The 17,157-nt window shown below is 35.0% G+C and carries 15 protein-coding genes and 1 pseudogene; 15 read left to right on the forward strand and 1 reads right to left on the reverse strand.

Annotated features, from left to right (window positions below):
* Positions 1-4 precede the first annotated feature (4 nt).
* From MKY90_RS02860 to MKY90_RS02875, 5 genes and pseudogenes are all read left to right on the forward strand, one after another.
* On the forward strand, positions 5-1,579 hold the full coding sequence (locus MKY90_RS02860) for a flotillin family protein (protein ID WP_002169205.1): 1,575 nt from the start codon (positions 5-7) through the stop codon (positions 1,577-1,579).
* 259 nt (positions 1,580-1,838) lie between these two features.
* Positions 1,839-2,873: pseudogene (locus tag MKY90_RS30350) on the forward strand (HAMP domain-containing protein); the annotation flags it as partial.
* An 81-nt stretch (positions 2,874-2,954) separates the two neighbouring features.
* Complete coding sequence (locus MKY90_RS30355) at positions 2,955-3,815, forward strand: methyl-accepting chemotaxis protein (RefSeq protein ID WP_372361859.1); 861 nt, start codon at positions 2,955-2,957, stop codon at positions 3,813-3,815.
* A gap of 162 nt (positions 3,816-3,977) precedes the next feature.
* Entirely contained in the window at positions 3,978-5,588 is a 1,611-nt protein-coding gene (locus MKY90_RS02870; RefSeq protein WP_098167738.1) for an ATP-binding protein, read from the forward strand.
* Positions 5,588-6,280, forward strand: a complete 693-nt coding sequence (locus MKY90_RS02875) for a response regulator (protein ID WP_002169202.1) — start codon at positions 5,588-5,590, stop codon at positions 6,278-6,280. The genes MKY90_RS02870 and MKY90_RS02875 overlap by 1 nt, the downstream gene beginning before the upstream one ends.
* A 66-nt stretch (positions 6,281-6,346) precedes the next feature.
* Here MKY90_RS02875 and MKY90_RS02880 read toward each other — a convergent pair whose 3' ends face one another.
* A complete protein-coding gene (locus MKY90_RS02880; RefSeq protein ID WP_002169201.1) occupies positions 6,347-7,651 on the reverse strand; it encodes a CitMHS family transporter in 1,305 nt (434 codons plus the stop codon).
* A gap of 255 nt (positions 7,652-7,906) precedes the next feature.
* On the opposite strand from MKY90_RS02880, the gene MKY90_RS02885 reads away from it, so the two are divergent.
* The 10 genes from MKY90_RS02885 to MKY90_RS02930 all read left to right on the forward strand — a co-directional run bounded on the left by MKY90_RS02885 (position 7,907) and on the right by MKY90_RS02930 (position 17,060).
* Complete coding sequence (locus MKY90_RS02885) at positions 7,907-8,161, forward strand: hypothetical protein (RefSeq protein WP_002169200.1); 255 nt, start codon at positions 7,907-7,909, stop codon at positions 8,159-8,161.
* Between the two features lie 136 nt (positions 8,162-8,297).
* Positions 8,298-8,801 (forward strand): nitrous oxide reductase accessory protein NosL, encoded by a 504-nt coding sequence (locus MKY90_RS02890; protein WP_215599061.1) that lies wholly within the window; start codon positions 8,298-8,300, stop codon positions 8,799-8,801.
* A 289-nt stretch (positions 8,802-9,090) separates the two neighbouring features.
* Entirely contained in the window at positions 9,091-9,963 is an 873-nt protein-coding gene (locus tag MKY90_RS02895; RefSeq protein ID WP_002125108.1) for an ankyrin repeat domain-containing protein, read from the forward strand.
* Between the two features lie 170 nt (positions 9,964-10,133).
* Positions 10,134-10,814 (forward strand): GNAT family N-acetyltransferase, encoded by a 681-nt coding sequence (locus tag MKY90_RS02900; protein WP_341090286.1) that lies wholly within the window; start codon positions 10,134-10,136, stop codon positions 10,812-10,814.
* A 307-nt stretch (positions 10,815-11,121) separates the two neighbouring features.
* On the forward strand, positions 11,122-11,688 hold the full coding sequence (locus MKY90_RS02905; protein WP_002010401.1) for a glycerol-3-phosphate responsive antiterminator: 567 nt from the start codon (positions 11,122-11,124) through the stop codon (positions 11,686-11,688).
* Positions 11,685-12,782, forward strand: a complete 1,098-nt coding sequence (locus tag MKY90_RS02910) for an ABC transporter ATP-binding protein (protein ID WP_141506917.1) — start codon at positions 11,685-11,687, stop codon at positions 12,780-12,782. The genes MKY90_RS02905 and MKY90_RS02910 overlap by 4 nt, the downstream gene beginning before the upstream one ends.
* Entirely contained in the window at positions 12,782-13,714 is a 933-nt protein-coding gene (locus tag MKY90_RS02915) for a carbohydrate ABC transporter permease (RefSeq protein ID WP_002125116.1), read from the forward strand. The genes MKY90_RS02910 and MKY90_RS02915 overlap by 1 nt, the downstream gene beginning before the upstream one ends.
* On the forward strand, positions 13,711-14,532 hold the full coding sequence (locus MKY90_RS02920; RefSeq protein WP_002125118.1) for a carbohydrate ABC transporter permease: 822 nt from the start codon (positions 13,711-13,713) through the stop codon (positions 14,530-14,532). The genes MKY90_RS02915 and MKY90_RS02920 overlap by 4 nt, the downstream gene beginning before the upstream one ends.
* A gap of 27 nt (positions 14,533-14,559) precedes the next feature.
* On the forward strand, positions 14,560-15,936 hold the full coding sequence (locus tag MKY90_RS02925) for an ABC transporter substrate-binding protein (protein ID WP_002134301.1): 1,377 nt from the start codon (positions 14,560-14,562) through the stop codon (positions 15,934-15,936).
* Positions 15,937-16,355: 419 nt separating this feature from the next.
* A complete protein-coding gene (locus MKY90_RS02930) occupies positions 16,356-17,060 on the forward strand; it encodes a metallophosphoesterase family protein (protein WP_002125121.1) in 705 nt (234 codons plus the stop codon).
* The last annotated feature ends 97 nt before the right edge of the window (positions 17,061-17,157 follow it).

Consider the following 17,157-nt stretch of genomic DNA (forward strand, 5'->3'; position numbering starts at 1 on the left):
TTACATGACGATTCCATTAATTATCGGTGGAGTTTTACTCGCAATTTTAATTCTACTTATTTTAGTATTCATTACGAAGTATCGAACAGTTGGCCCAGATGAAGCATTAATTGTGACAGGGAACTGGCTTGGTGGTGGAAAGAATGTTGTTATCACTGATGACGGAAAGAAGATTAAGATTATTCGCGGTGGCGGTACTTTCGTAGTTCCAATTATGCAAAGGGGAGAACCTCTTAGCTTACTAAACTACAAATTAGAAGTTGGTACACGTGATACGTATACGAAGCAAGGTGTACCGATTACAGTAAACGGTGTTTCTATTATTAAAGTAGGATCGACAATTGAAGAAGTTTCTACAGCGGCTGAACAATATTTAGGAAAAGAAACAGAAGAGTTGAAAATAGAAGCAAAAGAAGTTTTAGAAGGGCATTTACGTGCTATTTTATCTTCTATGACAGTAGAAGATGCGTATAGTAATAGAGAGCAATTCGCACAAAAGGTACATGAAGTAGCTTCTACTGATCTGAAGAAGATGGGTCTTCGTATCGTTTCCTTTACAATTAAAGAAATAATGGATAAAAACGGCTACCTAGATGCACTTGGTCAGCCGCAAATTGCAATGGTTAAGCGTGATGCAACAGTTGCGAATGCAGAGCGTGAAAAAGAGGCACGAATTGAAAAAGCTCGTGCTGAGAAAGAAGCGAAAGAAGCAGAGTACCAGCGTGATGCACAAATCGCTGAAGCTGAAAAACATAAGGAATTAAAAGTACAATCTTATAAGAGAGACCAGGAACAAGCTCGTGCAGATGCAGATCTTTCTTACGAATTACAACAAGCGAAAGCGCAACAAGGTGTTACAGAAGAGCAAATGCGAGTTAAAATCATTGAGCGTGAAAAGCAAATTGAGTTAGAAGAAAAAGAGATTGCGCGTCGTGAAAAGCAATACGATGCAGAAGTAAAGAAAAAGGCAGATGCAGATCGCTATGCTGTTGAACAATCAGCCGAAGCGGAAAAAGTAAAACAAATGAAAAAAGCAGATGCGGATCAATATAAAATTGAAGCAGAAGCAAGAGCACGTGCAGAAGAAGTACGTGTAGAAGGTTTAGCAAAAGCAGAAATTGAAAAAGCGCAAGGTCAAGCGAAAGCGGAAGTACAAAAAGCGCAAGGTACAGCAGAAGCAGATGTTATCAGATTAAAAGGTTTAGCAGAAGCGGAAGCGAAACAAAAAATTGCAGAGGCATTTGAATTATATGGTCAAGCGGCAATTATGGATATGGTTCTTAAAATGCTTCCAAGTTATGCGAAAGAAATTGCAAGTCCACTTAGCAATATTGATAAAATTACAGTTGTTGATACAGGCGGCGGTGGTAAGAATAGCGGTGCCGGGAAGGTTGCAGGCTATGCGACTGATTTAATGGCAACAATGCAGGAAACACTAAAAGCTTCTTCTGGTATTGATTTAAAAGAGTTATTAGAAGGGTTTGCAGGAAAAGGGGCAGTACAACAATTAGCAAATGATAAACCTGTTGTATCTGTAGTAGAAGATAAGGAAAAAGAAGTAGAAAAAACTAAAGAATAGTAAGATGGAAAGAACCTCTAGTAAGTGGGATACTAGAGGTTCTTCTGTGAATTATAATATTTTGAATAATATACATTTTTATACATTGTTTTAATTATTAAATTTTTATAGAATGAAGTATGTATGCAATAATCTTTTAAATTTAGAAAGATGAGTAAAGAGAAATAAAGAGTCTCATTAACGTATTTATATCTTATAATTTTTATAAATAGATTAATCGTAAGTTATTGCATGTAAAACGGTATGAAGGGGTAGGAATATGTTTCAAAGGAAATTAAGGAGTAGTAGTTTAAAAACAAAGTTACTTGTGTCATTTATTATTATTTTAATTCTTCCAAGTATTGTAATTGGTTGGACGTCTTATCAGCAGGCGAAAACAAATTTTAATGAAACGATTTTAAAATCGGCGAAAGATAATATAAAAATTTTGGATAATGTAATTAATAAGGAATTGGATAGTAAAAAAGTAGATGCAACTTATTTTACGAAATTATTTAAACAATCAAGTTACCAAGCGGATCAAATTCAAAACATCCAAAATAAACTAGAAGAATATAATAAATTACATCCAGAAATGGAAGCGATCTATACAGGATCTAGTAATGGACAATTTATTCAATCACCAGCTATTCAAATGCCCGAAGGATATAATCCTACAGAAAGAGATTGGTATAAAGAGGCAGTGAAAAAAAGCGGAGAAGTGATTGTAACTGCTCCATATAAGTCAAAAACGACAGGGAATATTGTTATTACACTAGCAAAACAAAACGAAGATAAAAGTGGTGTTCTCGGGATTGACTTAATTATCAATGATATTGTAACTACTTCTAAGATGGTTAATATCGGTAAGGAAGGGTATGTAGCGATATTTGATCAAGATAAAAATGTAGTCGCACACCCGACACTGAAGCCAGGAGAGAAATTAGAAGAGAAACTTAGTAAGGAATTTTATAAACAGGAAGCTGGTGATTTTCATTATTCATTAGATGGTGAAGATCGTAATATTACTTTTAAAACGAGTAAGAAAACTGGATGGAAAATAGCAGGAATTATGCCTTCAAAAGAAATTATTCAAGCGGCGGAGCCTATTTTCTATAAAACGATAACTGTTATTGGTATTTCATTAATGATCGGCGGGGTTTTAATTTACTTTATAATTGCTTCTATTATTAAACCGTTAAAACAACTTGTAATATCATCGAAAAAAATTAGTGAAGGTGATTTAACAGAATCAATTACAGTTCATTCTAAAGATGAAATTGGGCAGTTAGGAGAAAGCTTTAACGAGATGGCATTATCATTACATAATGTCATTTCAAATATAAATATTTCAGCAAGTCATGTAGCAGCATCTTCAGAAGAATTAACAGCTAGCATGAAGCAGACAAGTGAAGCAACGGAACAAATTACACAGGCGATAGAGCAAGTATCGAGTGGGGCTGAAATACAAACGAGAGAAGTTGAAGAAGGAGCAACATTATTAGAAGAAGTTACAGAAGGAGTTCAGCGTGTTGCAGATAGTTCTTCATTAGTATCTACAGCCTCTATGTATACGAAGAAAAAAGCTGAAGATGGTGGAAAGTTAGTTGAGCAAACTGTGAATCAAATGCAATTAATTCATGAGTCTGTTTCAAAGTCAGATAAAGTCATTGTTTTATTAGATGATAAGTCGAAACAAATTGGAGCAATCCTTGAAGTGATTCAACATATTGCAGAGCAGACAAACTTATTAGCATTAAATGCTGCAATTGAGGCTGCAAGAGCTGGGGAACAAGGAAGAGGTTTTGCAATTGTAGCCGATGAAGTACGGAAATTAGCAGAACAATCGGGACAATCTTCTACGGAAATTGATAAGCTAGTGAAAGAGATACAATTTGATATAAAAGAAACAGTAAGCTCTATGAATCAAGTTGGGACAGAGGTACAATCAGGGCTTGTAGTTGCAAATGAAACGAAGAAAAGCTTTGTAGAAATATTGAAATCTACAAATGATACAGTAGTACAAATTGATAGTATGGTAGAAGTAGCGAAGCAAATGACGGTAGATGCAAAACAAGTAAGTGCATCTATTAATGAAATTGCAGCAACGATTGAAGAAAACGCAGCAAGCGTCCAAAATATCGCGGGCTCTTCTGAAGAGCAATTAGCTTCAGTAGATGAAATAAATGCAGCAGCAGTTCATCTATCGCAAATGGCGGAAGAATTACAAGGGATGATTGGCAAGTTTAAAGTATAAGAGGCAAGTGTTAAGAAACGAGGTAATCATTTTACTTCGTTTCTTTTTTATGGCAACGGTAATGAGATAAAGTGAAGAAATATATAGTAATCGTGTTATGATTAAATACGAAAACAAAAGACTGTATTTTCTTTAAATTCTATCTTCATTGATGTTAGGGGAATGATTTTGAAATTGAAGAAATTGAAACTGCAACCGAGAATTACATTAACTATTAGTACACTTATTCTTGTTGTACTGCTGTTAACGAGTTATTTATTTTACTACATATTATCTGAAACAGTAGAAGACCAAATCGGAAAAAGAGCGCTGTATGTTGCGAAAACAGTTGCTGCTATACCGGAAATCGGGGAAGCTTTTCAAAAAGAAAATCCAGCTTCTATTATTCAGCCAATTGCAGAAAAAATTCGAATCGAAACAGATGCTGATTTTATTGTAGTTGGAAATAAAGATGGTATTCGTTATGCGCATCCTAAGCGAGATAAAATAGGAGAGAGAATGGTTGGCGGAGATAATGAAGGGGTTCTATTAGAAGGGGAATCTTATGTTTCGAAAGCAACGGGATCATTAGGGCCTTCACTACGCGGAAAAGTCCCGATTCGTAATCAGGATAATGAAATTATTGGTGTAGTATCTGTCGGTTTTTCAATGGATGATATTCATGGAGCGATAGAAGTGTATGGAAAGCGTGTGTTTTGGATTACAATAACAGGTCTGTCAATTGGGATAATTGGCTCTGTATATTTAGCTAAAAGTATTAAGCGGATGATGTTTGGAATGGAGCCAGAAGAAATTTCATCTTTATACGAGGAGCATAGTACAGTTATTCAATCTGTACGTGAAGGAATTGTAGTAATCGATAAAAATGGTATGGTTAGTTTAGTAAATCAAGCGGCATACGATATCCTTTCTTTAGATAAACAACAAAATATAATAGGGAAATTTATTTTAGATGTTATTCCTAATTCATCGATACTGGATGTACTTCAAACTGGAGAAGAACAATTTGATCGCCAATTAAATATAAAGGGGCAGGATGTTATTGCCAATCGCCTACCTATTAAAGTTAATAATAAAGTAACTGGTGTAGTATCCAGCTTGCGCTTGAAATCTGAGATGGATCAATTAACAGCGGAATTATCTCAAACACGGCAATATACAGAGGCATTACGGGCGCAAACACACGAATATAACAATTTATTGTATACGCTTTCAGGTCTTATTCAATTAGAGTCTTATGAAGATGCTTTAGAGCTTATTCATAAGGAAACGGCAGTATATCAAGAGTTCGTTCAATTTATTATGAAACGAATTCAAAATCCATGGTTAGGTGGGATTTTAATTGGATTTTATAATAGGGCGCGAGAGTTGAAGATTGATTTTATGTTAGATCGGGAAAGTAGTTTAGAAGAGTTAAGTCCGCATATTGAGAGTAATTACGTTGTTTCTATTTTAGGGAATTTGATTACGAATGCATTTGAAGCAATTGAAAGAAATCACGAGCATAATAAGAAAGTAAGAATGTTTGTAACAGACATTGGCGAAGAAATATTAATTGAAGTGGAAGATTCAGGACAAGGTGTTCATGATGAAATAATTACAAGCATATTCTATAAAGGTTTTTCGACGAAGGCGGGCGAAAAACGTGGATATGGATTAGCGAAAGTGAAAGAGTTAGTGGAAGATTTAAATGGAAGTATTGCGATTGAAAAAGGGGATTTAGGTGGTGCTTTATTTATCATTGCATTACCGAAAGAGAGAGGCGAATTGTAATGAATGAGGGGATTGAAGTATTGATTGTAGAAGATGATATTCGGATTGCGGAAATTCATCGTCGTTTTACTGAAAAAATTGAGGGGTTTAAAGTAATTGGAACAGCAACGACTGGGGAACAGGCGAAAGAATGGCTAGAGTTTGTAAAGCCACAACTCGTTTTATTAGATGTATATTTACCTGACATGCAAGGGACAGAACTCGTCACATATATTAGGCATAATTTGCATGATACAGATATTATTATGATTACAGCCGCATCAGAGACGGATGTAGTGTGGCATGCTTTACGAGGCGGGGTAACAGATTATATCGTAAAGCCACTTACATTTGATCGGTTTAAAACAAGTTTAGAAGGTTATCAAAAGAAGATTACGAAGTTAAAGAAAAATGCTCAATTATCTTCAGAACAGATTGAACATCTATGGTCCCAAAGAGGGGTGCAGGCAAATCCAATAGAATATGCGCCAAAAGGAATCGATCCTTTAACGTTAGCAAAAATAAAAAAGCATATGTTAGCTGTTAATGAGGAGGGAATTACTGCAGAGATGCTAAGTTCAATGGTAGGTGTAAGCCGATCAACTGCGAGGCGCTATTTAGAGTATTTGATCTCTGGAAAGAAAGTGCATGCGGAGCTTATATATGGAAGTGTGGGGAGACCAGAAAGAAGGTATTTCCGCGTTTCTTCATAGGGGACTTTCACAACAATAAAAACAGTAGAGGATTACATTTCCTCTACTGTTTTTCCTAGTTGCATCTTATATTGGAATAATTCCAATTACAATTCCAGTAATCAACATAACCATTGTCGTTCCAACAGCCCAAAGTAAAGTAAATCGTTGGTGTTCACCAAAATCAACCTTGGCCATTCCGACTAATAAATAAGTGGAAGCAACGAGGGGACTCAGTAAGTGAACAGGTTGACCGAGTAACGAAGCACGTCCCATTTCTGCGGCACTAATTCCGTAAGCGGCAGCAGCTTTCGTTAAAATAGGTAATACGCCGAAGTAAAAAGCATCATTAGACATGAAAAATGTGAACGGCATACTTAGTAAAGCTGTAATAATTGGAAGCTGTGGGCCAAGTGCATCTGGTATAAGAGTAACAACACTTTGAGCCATCGCATCTACCATTTTTGTTCCAGATAGAATACCTGTGAAAATTCCAGCAGCAAAGACGAGAGAAACAACCGCTAATACGTTTCCAGCATGAGAAGCAATACGTTCTTTCTGTTGCTCTAAGTTTGGATAGTTAATCATAACGGCAATAGCAAAAGCGACTGTAAATAGAACAGGTAGCGGCATAATTTCTAGTATGAGACAGACAAGTAATGTAGCGGTCAATAAAAAGTTAATCCATAGAAGTTTAGGGCGTTTATGCACGGCAGCTTCTACTGTTGCAGCTTGCTCATCCATTGTTTGCATTTGTTTTAAATATTGTACATCCATAATTCCTAAACGTTTTCTTTCTTTTTTTCCAAGATAATAGGCAACGAAAACTACCCAAATTGCACCAGCAATCATTCCTGGTATAAGTGGTGTGAAGAGTTCTGAGGCATCAAGTCCAAGAGCACTCATAACCCGGGCAGTTGGTCCACCCCAAGGTGTAAGATTTGTCACACCTGCTCCTAACATAACAACCCCAGCTAATATAAGTGGATTCATCCCAAGACGTTTATATAGTGGATACATTGCAGAAACTGTAATCATATATGTTGTTGTTCCGTCCCCATCTAATGAAACGATAATAGTAAGGATAGCCGTACCAACAACAATTTTTAAAGGATCTCCTTTTACAAATTTTAAAATTTTACTAATGACAGGATCGAATAAACCGCTATCAATCATAATTCCGAAATATAAAATGGCGAACATAAGCATAATACCAGTAGGTGCTAGCTTTTGAATTCCTTCTAACATCATCGGGCCCATATTGGCATAAAAGCCACCAATTAATGCGAAAATAATTGGAACTAATATTAATGCTACTAAGGCTGACATACGTTTAGTCATAATCAAAAACATAAAGACGAATACCATTGCAAATCCAAGTAATGCTACCATGTAATTTCCCCCTCAGAAAATGATTGCGCTTTCAAAATGAAATGAAAATTCAGATAAAAGGTTTTTTATTTATAATAAAAGGTTCAATTCGAATGGTAAATAATTAAGAAAATAACATCATTAGAAGCATAATCTTTATTTTGATCATTTTGTTCACGAGGTAATTTTGAATTTTTAAAAAGATAAATACCTGTATACAAGAATGGTAGAATAAGGTGAAAAAGAGAAGCGCGTGAAGTAGGGAGTAGATTTTGAATGGAAACAAGAATAGAAGAGATTTATAGTTCATGTACAGGAATAGTAGAAGAGATTTGTATTAATGAATCCTCTTACGTATATGAATGGGAGAAATTAATGATGATCCGAAAAAATGACGGTGAGATTGAAAAAATCGCAGTAGGCATCAGTGGAAATATAAGATTAGTAAATGTAGAAGTTGGACAGAACATTGATGCGGACACATTATTAGTTAAGTTAGAAGATGATTTATTAATTACTGGTTGTGAATGATGAGAGATGTGTAGAAGTAACTGCACATCTCTTTTTTGTTCCATATATTACAAAAAAAACATTGTTTTTTCACAAATCTCACACAACCTTTTGATATTCTTTTCGTGGAGTAAACGGTTTTTAGGGAGGAATATTGATGAGGATAAAATATGTCGTACTTGTTATATGTTTATGTTTCGTATTTACAATAGTAGGGTGTGGAAAAAAGGAAATAGAAGTTGTTGCAGTTGATGAGAAAAACGATAAGTGTGATATTTGTCAAATAGGGGTAATGGATAATCAATTCACAACAGAAATTATTTTGGAGAGTGGAAAAGCATTAAAATTTGATGATATTGGCTGCATGTATAAATGGATGGAGATCAATTCAGGTGAAAAGACGAAAGAAAAATTTGTTCGAGATTATGATTCGAAAGATTGGGTTTCGTTAGAAGATGCTACTTACGTATATGATAAAACAATAACGACACCGATGGCTTATAATGTCATTTCATTTGAAAATAAAAAAGATGCAGAGAGTTTTGTATCTAACTATAGGGGGAAAGTTCTTTCGTATAAAGAGCTATCAGAGCATAAATGGGAAATGAATAAAGAGATGATGGGAAAACCGAAAACAGGGAATCACGGTGGGCATCATTAATAATAGAAAAAGACAACTATATAGTTGTCTTTTTCTATTATTACTCAGGTGCAAATATAGAAAAGGTGTAAAAATTTTAGAAGAACGGTTACAATGGAATATAGTAACCTAAAGCAATCATTTATGTACTTTTTAGAAATATATACAAATGAGGTAAAAACGTGCTAAACTAATTGCTTCATAATGTTAATGATGAGGCCATCAGGCGTATCATTCCAATAGGTTGAGAAACATAGTATAAGTTTAAGATAATCCGATTAAAGAAGGAATCTAAAGGGCTTATGGATAAATGTACTCAAGAAGAGTTATTGTATGTGATGGAGGAATGGTTAAGAAAACATTATCTTTCATAGGAGCTGTAGTTGTGAGAAAACAAAAAATTTTATTATGTATGTTATTAGGACTTTTAATGACGGTAGTGGCTTGCGATAAGCAAGAGGAGCCAGAATCAAAACCGGTTCATGTGAAAAACGAAAAGAAAAAAGAAAAGCATAAAGAACAGGAAGAATCTAAAGAAGAAAAAAGTATAAATTTAATGGACAAACAGTTGCTACTTTCTGCGACGCTTGGAGACACAGAAACAGCTATGAAGCTGATCCAAGATGGAGCGAATATCAATGTAGAAGGTGACAACGGAGAAACGCCTGTCCTTGCAGCGACGTATCAAAATCATGTAGAGACAGTTAAAGCATTAATTGATGCGGGTGCTGATATTGAAATTCAAGACGAAAAACAAAGTAATCCATTTCTTTATGCAAGTAGAGAAGGATATACGGATATTGTAAAAGTATTAATTAATGCAGGAGTTAATACGAAGGAAACGACTAAGTCAGGTGGAACAGCACTTATTTCTGCATCTGAGCGTGGCCATGTAGAGGTTGTTAAAGAATTATTAGAGCATACAGATATTGATGTGAATTATAAGAATGAACGTGGTGGAACAGCTTTATTAGAAGTAATTGTATTAGGAAATGGTAGTGAAAGTCATAAGAAAGTAATTCAAATGCTTATTGACCACGGGGCAGATGTAAATATGGCCAATAAGGAAAATATTACGCCGCTGCAATATGCTGAAAAAAGAGGTTTTAAAGATATTGCGAATATGTTGAGGATAGCTGGAGCGAATGAAGTAGTACAGCCGCAACCACAACTGGCGGAATAACAAGCTGAAGAAATAAAAAGCACGAAATAATCCCATTTAGATAGACAGAATGAAGAAGTCATTTTAGTATGATGGATTCAGTAATGTGTATTTAAATGGGATTTTTGTTTTGAAAAAATGGATGGATGCTATATCGAGAAGGCTACAAATAGTAATTAAGGAGGGTATAAATGCGATTTTCAGAACTTGAGTTAATAGCAATTCAGGCAGAAGTTTTATTTGTTCATAATCAAGTAGGAAGAATAAAGTGTGGAAATGAAAATGGAAATCTGAAAGCACCACGTTTTTTTCTTAGCAGAACTCGTGAAGGCAATATAACGAGGTATCATTATAAACTGCATGGTGAAATGATAAGTAAGATTGAGAAATTAATTCGAGAATGCTCAAATCACATTGAGATAGCAAAGATCATTAAAGTATTAAATGAAGAGAGAACGGTGGAGAATATTTGGGTGGGTCCTGCTTTCATGTTTCCTAATAATTTACATAAGCCAACTAGAACAATACAAATAACAGAGAAGAATAAAGAGCTTTTGCGAGAAAATTTTTCTAATCTAATAGAACAGATGGAATGGAGGCGACCGTATTTTGCAATTGTAAAAAATGAAAAGGTAGTTTCTATATGTTGCAGTGCCAGAAGTACGCCCGTAGCTGCTGAGGCAAGTGTAGAAACTTTAGTGGAGTTTCAAGGGAATGGATATGGTGCTGATGTCGTTACAGCCTGGGCACTATCAATACAAGAGGAAAAGCGCATTCCGCTTTATAGTACTTCTTGGGATAACTTTGCTTCGCAAGCAGTGGCGAGAAAACTAAAACTCATTAACTATGGAATGAATTTACACATTGATTGAATTTTAAACATTGTTGTGTTCTGTTGGGGTTTATTCGTATATCTAGATTATTGTAAAAGTAATATGGTGAATATTAACATTCGATTAACATCTAATTAACAATTTATCAAAACTGACTTAATAAATGCGTAATATAGTAAAGGTAACAAAATAACTAGGGTAGAGAACATTTGAGAACACCCGCTTACATATAACGTGCCGCTTTCTTAAGTGTGCTCTATTCCCTAGAGTTCAAATAAGGAGAAAGGTGTTCTATGTAAGTAGGTGTTTTTAGTTTTGATAAAAATAGAAAAGCTAGGTGGCATAAATGTTTAAAGAACCTTATATTGCGATGATAAAGGATTGGAAAGGGTACAAAACATACAAAAAATTACCGAAAACAGTTTTTCTTATGACTGGTTCAATGCTGGAGTTACCAGAGCGTGTATATGAACTACAGAAACATGGACACGATGTATTTCTTCATTGTGATTTTATACAAGGCTTAAATACGAACACAGAGGAAGCACTTTTATATATTCAAGATGTTATCGGAGCACAAGGTATTATTTCGACAAAGGGATCGACAATTCGAAATGCCAATAAAATTGGATTGAAAACGATTCAACGCATTTTTATTGTTGATACTTTATCTCTTACAAAATCAATTGAAAATTGTAAAACGACTAAACCGAATGCAGTAGAGATTATGCCTGGCATTATGCCTTCTATTATTAAACAGCTAGCGGAGGAAATAAAATTCCCTATTATTGCAGGTGGGCTGATTCAAACGCGAGAGGATGCAGAAATCGCAATTCGTGCAGGAGCAAGTGCAATTTCAACGAGTCATTATGAAGTGTGGATACAAGAAGAAAAAAGGAGTGCAACCTTGTGATTGAATTGAAAAATGTTTCAAAGGTATATAAAAATGCGGAAGAGACAGCAGTTAAAGACGTATCAGTTCATATTAAAAGAGGAGAATTTTTTGTTTTAGTTGGACCTTCTGGATGTGGAAAAAGTACATTATTACGAATGCTGGCTGGTTTAGAAGAAATTTCTTCGGGAGATTTAATTATTAATGAACATGTTGCAAATGATTTAGAGCCGAAAGACCGTAATCTATCAATGGTATTTCAAAATTATGCATTATACCCACACCTAACTGTAGAAGAAAATATTTTATTTGGACTTAAGGTAAGGAAGGTACAAAAAGAAGAGCGACAAAAGCGATTAATGGAAGCTATTGAAATGGTAGGACTGAAAGAGTATGTGAAAATGAAACCGGGCCAATTATCAGGCGGGCAAAGACAGCGTGTTGCACTTGCTAGGGCCATCGTCAGTCAAGCACCGATTTGTTTAATGGATGAACCACTTTCGAATTTAGATGCGAAATTACGTGCACAGATGAGGATTGAAATTAGAGAAATTCAGCAACGATTAGGAATTACGATGATTTACGTTACTCACGATCAAATAGAAGCAATGACTATGGGAGATCGTATTATGGTTTTAAATAAAGGAAGTATACAACAAGTTGGAACACCGCTTGATATATATAACGAACCAGCAAACGAATTTGTTGCAAGTTTTATAGGTTCTCCTTCTATGAATATAAATGATGGGGAAGTGGATAAAGAAAAAGGCATATTACATATAGGGCAATTGCAAATTCCATTATCTATTGGACAGTTAAAGCAATTACCAGAAGGAATAATTCGAATCGGCATGCGTCCTGAGTATATTGCATTGTCTGAGGAAGGACAAGAAGTTACGCTGCAATCTGTAGAAGTATTAGGGAATGAATCTATATTAAACTTTGCGGTAAATGGAACAACTTGGAGTGCGAAAGTCATCGGACAGTTACTCCTGAACAAAGGTGACAAAGTAAAATTATTATTCTCGCAAGAAAAACTATGCTTCTTTCACCAAAATACGAATGAACGATTAAAAGTGGTGGCTGAAGAAGAGTTGAAAGTGGTGGCGAAATAATGATTGAAGTAGGTAAGTTACCAGTTCAAACAACAGTGTCAAAAAAGAAGAGTTTATGGGGCAGAACGAAAGATTTAAGAATAGGATTATTGTTTTTGGCGCCATCTATTTTGTTATTTTCAATTTTTCTTTTCTATCCATTGTTTAGGACGATCTACTATAGCTTTTATTTAACAGATATACACGGAGAAGCTAATCTTTTCGTTGGCTTAGAAAATTATCAATATTTATTTTCGGATCCTGCTTTCTATAAAAGTATAAAGTCAACTTTATTATTTGTTTTATATACAGTGCCTACTAGTATTGTATTCGCCTTATTTCTTGCATTAATTGCAAATGAAAAAGTAAGAGGGATCGGGTTATTCCGAGTACTGTTTTCTTCAACGATGGGAATATCAGTAGCTGCTAGTGCAGTGATTTGGCTATTTTTATTTCATCCAAGTGTAGGGTTATTTAATAATATATTAGCCTCTATGAATCTTCCGGCAATCGCATGGTTAACGAGTCCGGACTGGGCACTGTTTTCTGTATCGGTTACAACGGTTTGGGTGAATACAGGATTTGCATTTTTAGTTATATTAGGTGGTTTACAAAATATTGATACGTCTTTATATGAGAGTGCATCTATAGATGGTGCTAGTTATTTACATAAGCTTCGCCGCGTCACATTACCGATGCTATCACCAACTTTATTTTTTATCGTGACAGTAACGTTAATTAGTGCATTCCAAAGCTTTGGACAAATTGATATTTTAACGCACGGTGGACCGAATGATGCAACGAATTTAATTGTGTACTCGATTTATAAAGAGGCATTTGTAAATCATCAATTTGGAACAGCAAGTGCACAAGCGATGGTATTATTTATTTTCATTTTTATTGCTACATTGATTCAATTTAAGTTTGCTGAGAGAAAGGTGCATTATAAATGATCGTTAAACAGTGGAAACAAAATTTCCTATTATACATGCTGCTCATTATTAGTGCAGTAATGGTGTTTTTTCCTGTACTGTATGCGTTTTTAATAAGCTTTATGACACCAGACGATATTCAAATGAGAAGGTTATTTCCAACTCAATTTACTTTTGATAATTTCATTAATATTTTTCAAAAAGTACCTCTTTTTACATACTTATATAACAGTTTAATTGTATCGACAGTTGTTATGCTTGGACAACTTATCGTATCCAGTTTAGCAGCTTATGCTTTTGTTTTTCTTCAGTTTAAAGGTAGAAACTTAATTTTCTTCTTGTTTATTTCAACAATGCTTATTCCGTGGGAAGCAACGATGGTACCGAACTTTTTAACGATTCAAAACTTCGGATGGATTAATAGTTTTGCTGGGATGACGGTGCCGTTTTTTGCAACAGCTTTCGGTATTTTCTTACTACGTCAACATTTTATGACACTTCCGAATGAACTGAAAGAAGCTGCTTTTATTGAAGGGATTGGAAATGTAAGGTTTTTATTCAGTGTTGTAATTCCGTATTGTAAAACGAGTTTTATTACGCTTGGAGTATATAGCTTTTTAACAACGTGGAATATGTATTTGTGGCCGCTCTTAGTAACCACTGATGAAAAAGTAAGAACGGTTCAAATTGGTGTAAAGCAGCTTCAATCTCAAGAAGTTGCAACTGATTGGGGCAGTGTAATGGCCGGTGTTACGGTTATCGTCATTCCAACGTTGATTTTACTATTTTTAGGGCAAAAGCAATTACAAAAAGGATTAACAAAAGGTGCAATTAAATAAGCATACATAGGAAAAGGTGGGATTGAGATGAGTTTATTGAAAAAAAGTGCTGCTCTTTTAATGGCAGCCACAATGGCATTAACCGGCGCAGCTTGTTCAAATAGTAAAACAGAGGGGAAACCTGAAGCACAGGCAAAAGTAGCTCCAGTTGAAAAGAATGGTGATAAAACTGTAATTCGTTTCTGGCATGCAATGGGTGGAAAAACACAAGGTGTACTAGATGGGCTTGTTGCAGACTATAATAAGTCGCAGAATAAATACGAGATAAAGGCAGAGTTCCAAGGAACATACGAAGAGTCTTTAACGAAATTTAAAACGATGTCTGCAACGAAAGAAGCGCCAGCTCTTGTTCAATCGAGTGAAATTACAACGAAGTATATGATTGATAGCAAAAAGATTACGCCTATCGATAGCTGGATTAAAAAAGATAAGTACGATACATCAAAATTAGAAAAAGCAATTACGAACTATTATTCAGTTGATGAAAAAATGTATTCTATGCCGTTTAATTCATCTACACCAGTATTAATTTATAATAAGGATGCTTTCGCGAAGGCTGGATTAGATCCAGAGAAAGCTCCGCAAACATATGATGAGTTAAAAGAAGCGGCGAAAAAGTTAACGATTAAAGAAGGCGGAAATGTAAAGCAGTATGGATTTTCAATGCTGAATTATGGTTGGTTCTTTGAAGAGTTGTTAGCGACACAAGGTGCTTTATATGTAGACAACGAAAACGGCCGTAAAGATGCTGCAAAGAAAGCGGTATTTAACGGAAAAGAAGGTCAAAAAGTGTTTGGGATGTTAGATGAATTAAATAAAGCTGGTGCACTTGGAAAGTATGGAGCAAGTTGGGATGATATTCGTGCTGCGTTCCAGTCTGGACAAGTTGCTATGTATTTAGATTCTTCAGCTGGTGTTCGTGATTTAATTGATGCATCTAAGTTTAATGTAGGCGTTTCGTATATTCCGTATCCAGAAGATTCGAAACAAAATGGTGTTGTTATTGGCGGTGCATCATTATGGATGACGAATATGGTTTCAGAAGAAACGCAGCAAGGTGCTTGGGACTTTATGAAATATTTAACGAAGCCAGATGTACAAGCAAAATGGCATACTGCAACAGGATATTTCTCAATTAATCCAGATGCATATAATGAGCCGTTAGTAAAAGAGCAGTATGAAAAGTATCCGCAGTTAAAAGTAACGGTAGAGCAATTACAAGCAACGAAGCAATCTCCAGCAACTCAAGGTGCATTAATTAGTGTATTCCCAGAATCAAGAGATGCAGTCGTAAAAGCATTAGAAGCAATGTATGACGGGAAAAATAGTAAAGAAGCGTTAGATGAAGCTGCAAAAACAACAGATAGAGCAATTAGTATTTCAGCTCGTACGAGTCAAAAATAAGAGAAAGCCGCATCCTTTTTCAGGATGCGGCTTTCTCTATTGGGAGATAAGGGATCAAAGAAATGATGAAGCCTTATCTCTTTTATATGAGTAAAGGGTCTAGAAAGAATATTGTCCTTTTCATTATTTGTTTAACTCCATTGCAACTTGTTTACCATTTACGAAAACCTCTGCCACTGCTACTACAACTTCCATCACTTTTTTCATATCTCATCTCTCCTTGTTTTTTGTTTCATTTCTTACTTTTAGTATAAAGAAATATAGTAATTGCAACTATCGAATTGGATGACAAGAGACTTACAGTGTTGTAAGGATAATAGTTTTATTTGTAATAAATGCTATTTCGAATTATGATTCAGAAATTTCTGTCGTTTTAATCTATAATTAGAAAGAGAATGGTTTAGAAAGAAGGGGAAGAAATGAAGAGAATACTTGTTATTAGTGATATTCATGGAGAAATAGAAAAGTTCGAACAGTTATTGGAAGAAGCTCAATACGATGCAGGACAGGATCAATTGATTTTATTAGGGGATTATATAGATCGTGGTCCAAATGCGCGTGCAGTAATTGAAAAGGTAAAAGAGTTAAAAGAAGCGGGAGCCCTCGTTCTAAAGGGCAATCATGAAGATATGATGATCAAGGCGTTAACGACTGATGAGGAACGTTCATGGAACCATTGGGTAAAAAGGAATGGTGGAGATAAAACGTTATATAGCTATGGATTTGTAGAAGAAGACATTGCGGTTAATGAGGAAAACTTCCAAAAACCGATTTTACAATCTCATATATTAGAGGAACATGTAACGTTTATTCAAGAATTAGATCATTACATTGAAACAGAAGAGTATATCTTTGTACATGCTGGTGTTGAGCCGATGAACCGAGTTTCTGAATCTGAACCATATACATTAATGTGGATCCGTAATGAATTTCATAATGGATATAGCGGCGAAAAGGTTGTTGTATTTGGCCATACGGAAACAAAAATGCTTCATGGTAGTGAGAATTGCGGAGTGTATTTTGGTAGTAATCGTATTATTGGAATTGATGGTGGGGCTGTGTATGGTGGTCAGTTAAATTGTTTGGAGTTGCCAAGTAAAAAGGTATATGTAGTAAAAAATTGAAAGAGATAAGAGGAATCTTATTTCTTTCAATTTTTTATTAAGCAAAATTTAAGAAAGAGCCTTTATAATAAAGGTTCAAAATTTTATATCGAGCAAA

Origin of the sequence: Bacillus sp. FSL P2-0099 (assembly GCF_038007445.1) — a bacterium.
GTDB lineage: Bacteria > Bacillota > Bacilli > Bacillales > Bacillaceae_G > Bacillus_A > Bacillus_A mycoides.

Coding starts and splice junctions, on each gene's coding strand:
- MKY90_RS02860 (WP_002169205.1), top strand. CDS start 5: ATGACGATTCCATTAATTATCGGTGGAGTTTTACTCGCAATTTTAATT.
- MKY90_RS30355 (WP_372361859.1), top strand. CDS start 2,955: ATGAAGCAGACAAGTGAAGCAACGGAACAAATTACACAGGCGATAGAG.
- MKY90_RS02870 (WP_098167738.1), top strand. CDS start 3,978: ATGATTTTGAAATTGAAGAAATTGAAACTGCAACCGAGAATTACATTA.
- MKY90_RS02875 (WP_002169202.1), top strand. CDS start 5,588: ATGAATGAGGGGATTGAAGTATTGATTGTAGAAGATGATATTCGGATT.
- MKY90_RS02880 (WP_002169201.1), bottom strand. CDS start 7,651: ATGGTAGCATTACTTGGATTTGCAATGGTATTCGTCTTTATGTTTTTG.
- MKY90_RS02885 (WP_002169200.1), top strand. CDS start 7,907: ATGGAAACAAGAATAGAAGAGATTTATAGTTCATGTACAGGAATAGTA.
- MKY90_RS02890 (WP_215599061.1), top strand. CDS start 8,298: ATGAGGATAAAATATGTCGTACTTGTTATATGTTTATGTTTCGTATTT.
- MKY90_RS02895 (WP_002125108.1), top strand. CDS start 9,091: ATGTACTCAAGAAGAGTTATTGTATGTGATGGAGGAATGGTTAAGAAA.
- MKY90_RS02900 (WP_341090286.1), top strand. CDS start 10,134: ATGCGATTTTCAGAACTTGAGTTAATAGCAATTCAGGCAGAAGTTTTA.
- MKY90_RS02905 (WP_002010401.1), top strand. CDS start 11,122: ATGTTTAAAGAACCTTATATTGCGATGATAAAGGATTGGAAAGGGTAC.
- MKY90_RS02915 (WP_002125116.1), top strand. CDS start 12,782: ATGATTGAAGTAGGTAAGTTACCAGTTCAAACAACAGTGTCAAAAAAG.
- MKY90_RS02920 (WP_002125118.1), top strand. CDS start 13,711: ATGATCGTTAAACAGTGGAAACAAAATTTCCTATTATACATGCTGCTC.
- MKY90_RS02925 (WP_002134301.1), top strand. CDS start 14,560: ATGAGTTTATTGAAAAAAAGTGCTGCTCTTTTAATGGCAGCCACAATG.
- MKY90_RS02930 (WP_002125121.1), top strand. CDS start 16,356: ATGAAGAGAATACTTGTTATTAGTGATATTCATGGAGAAATAGAAAAG.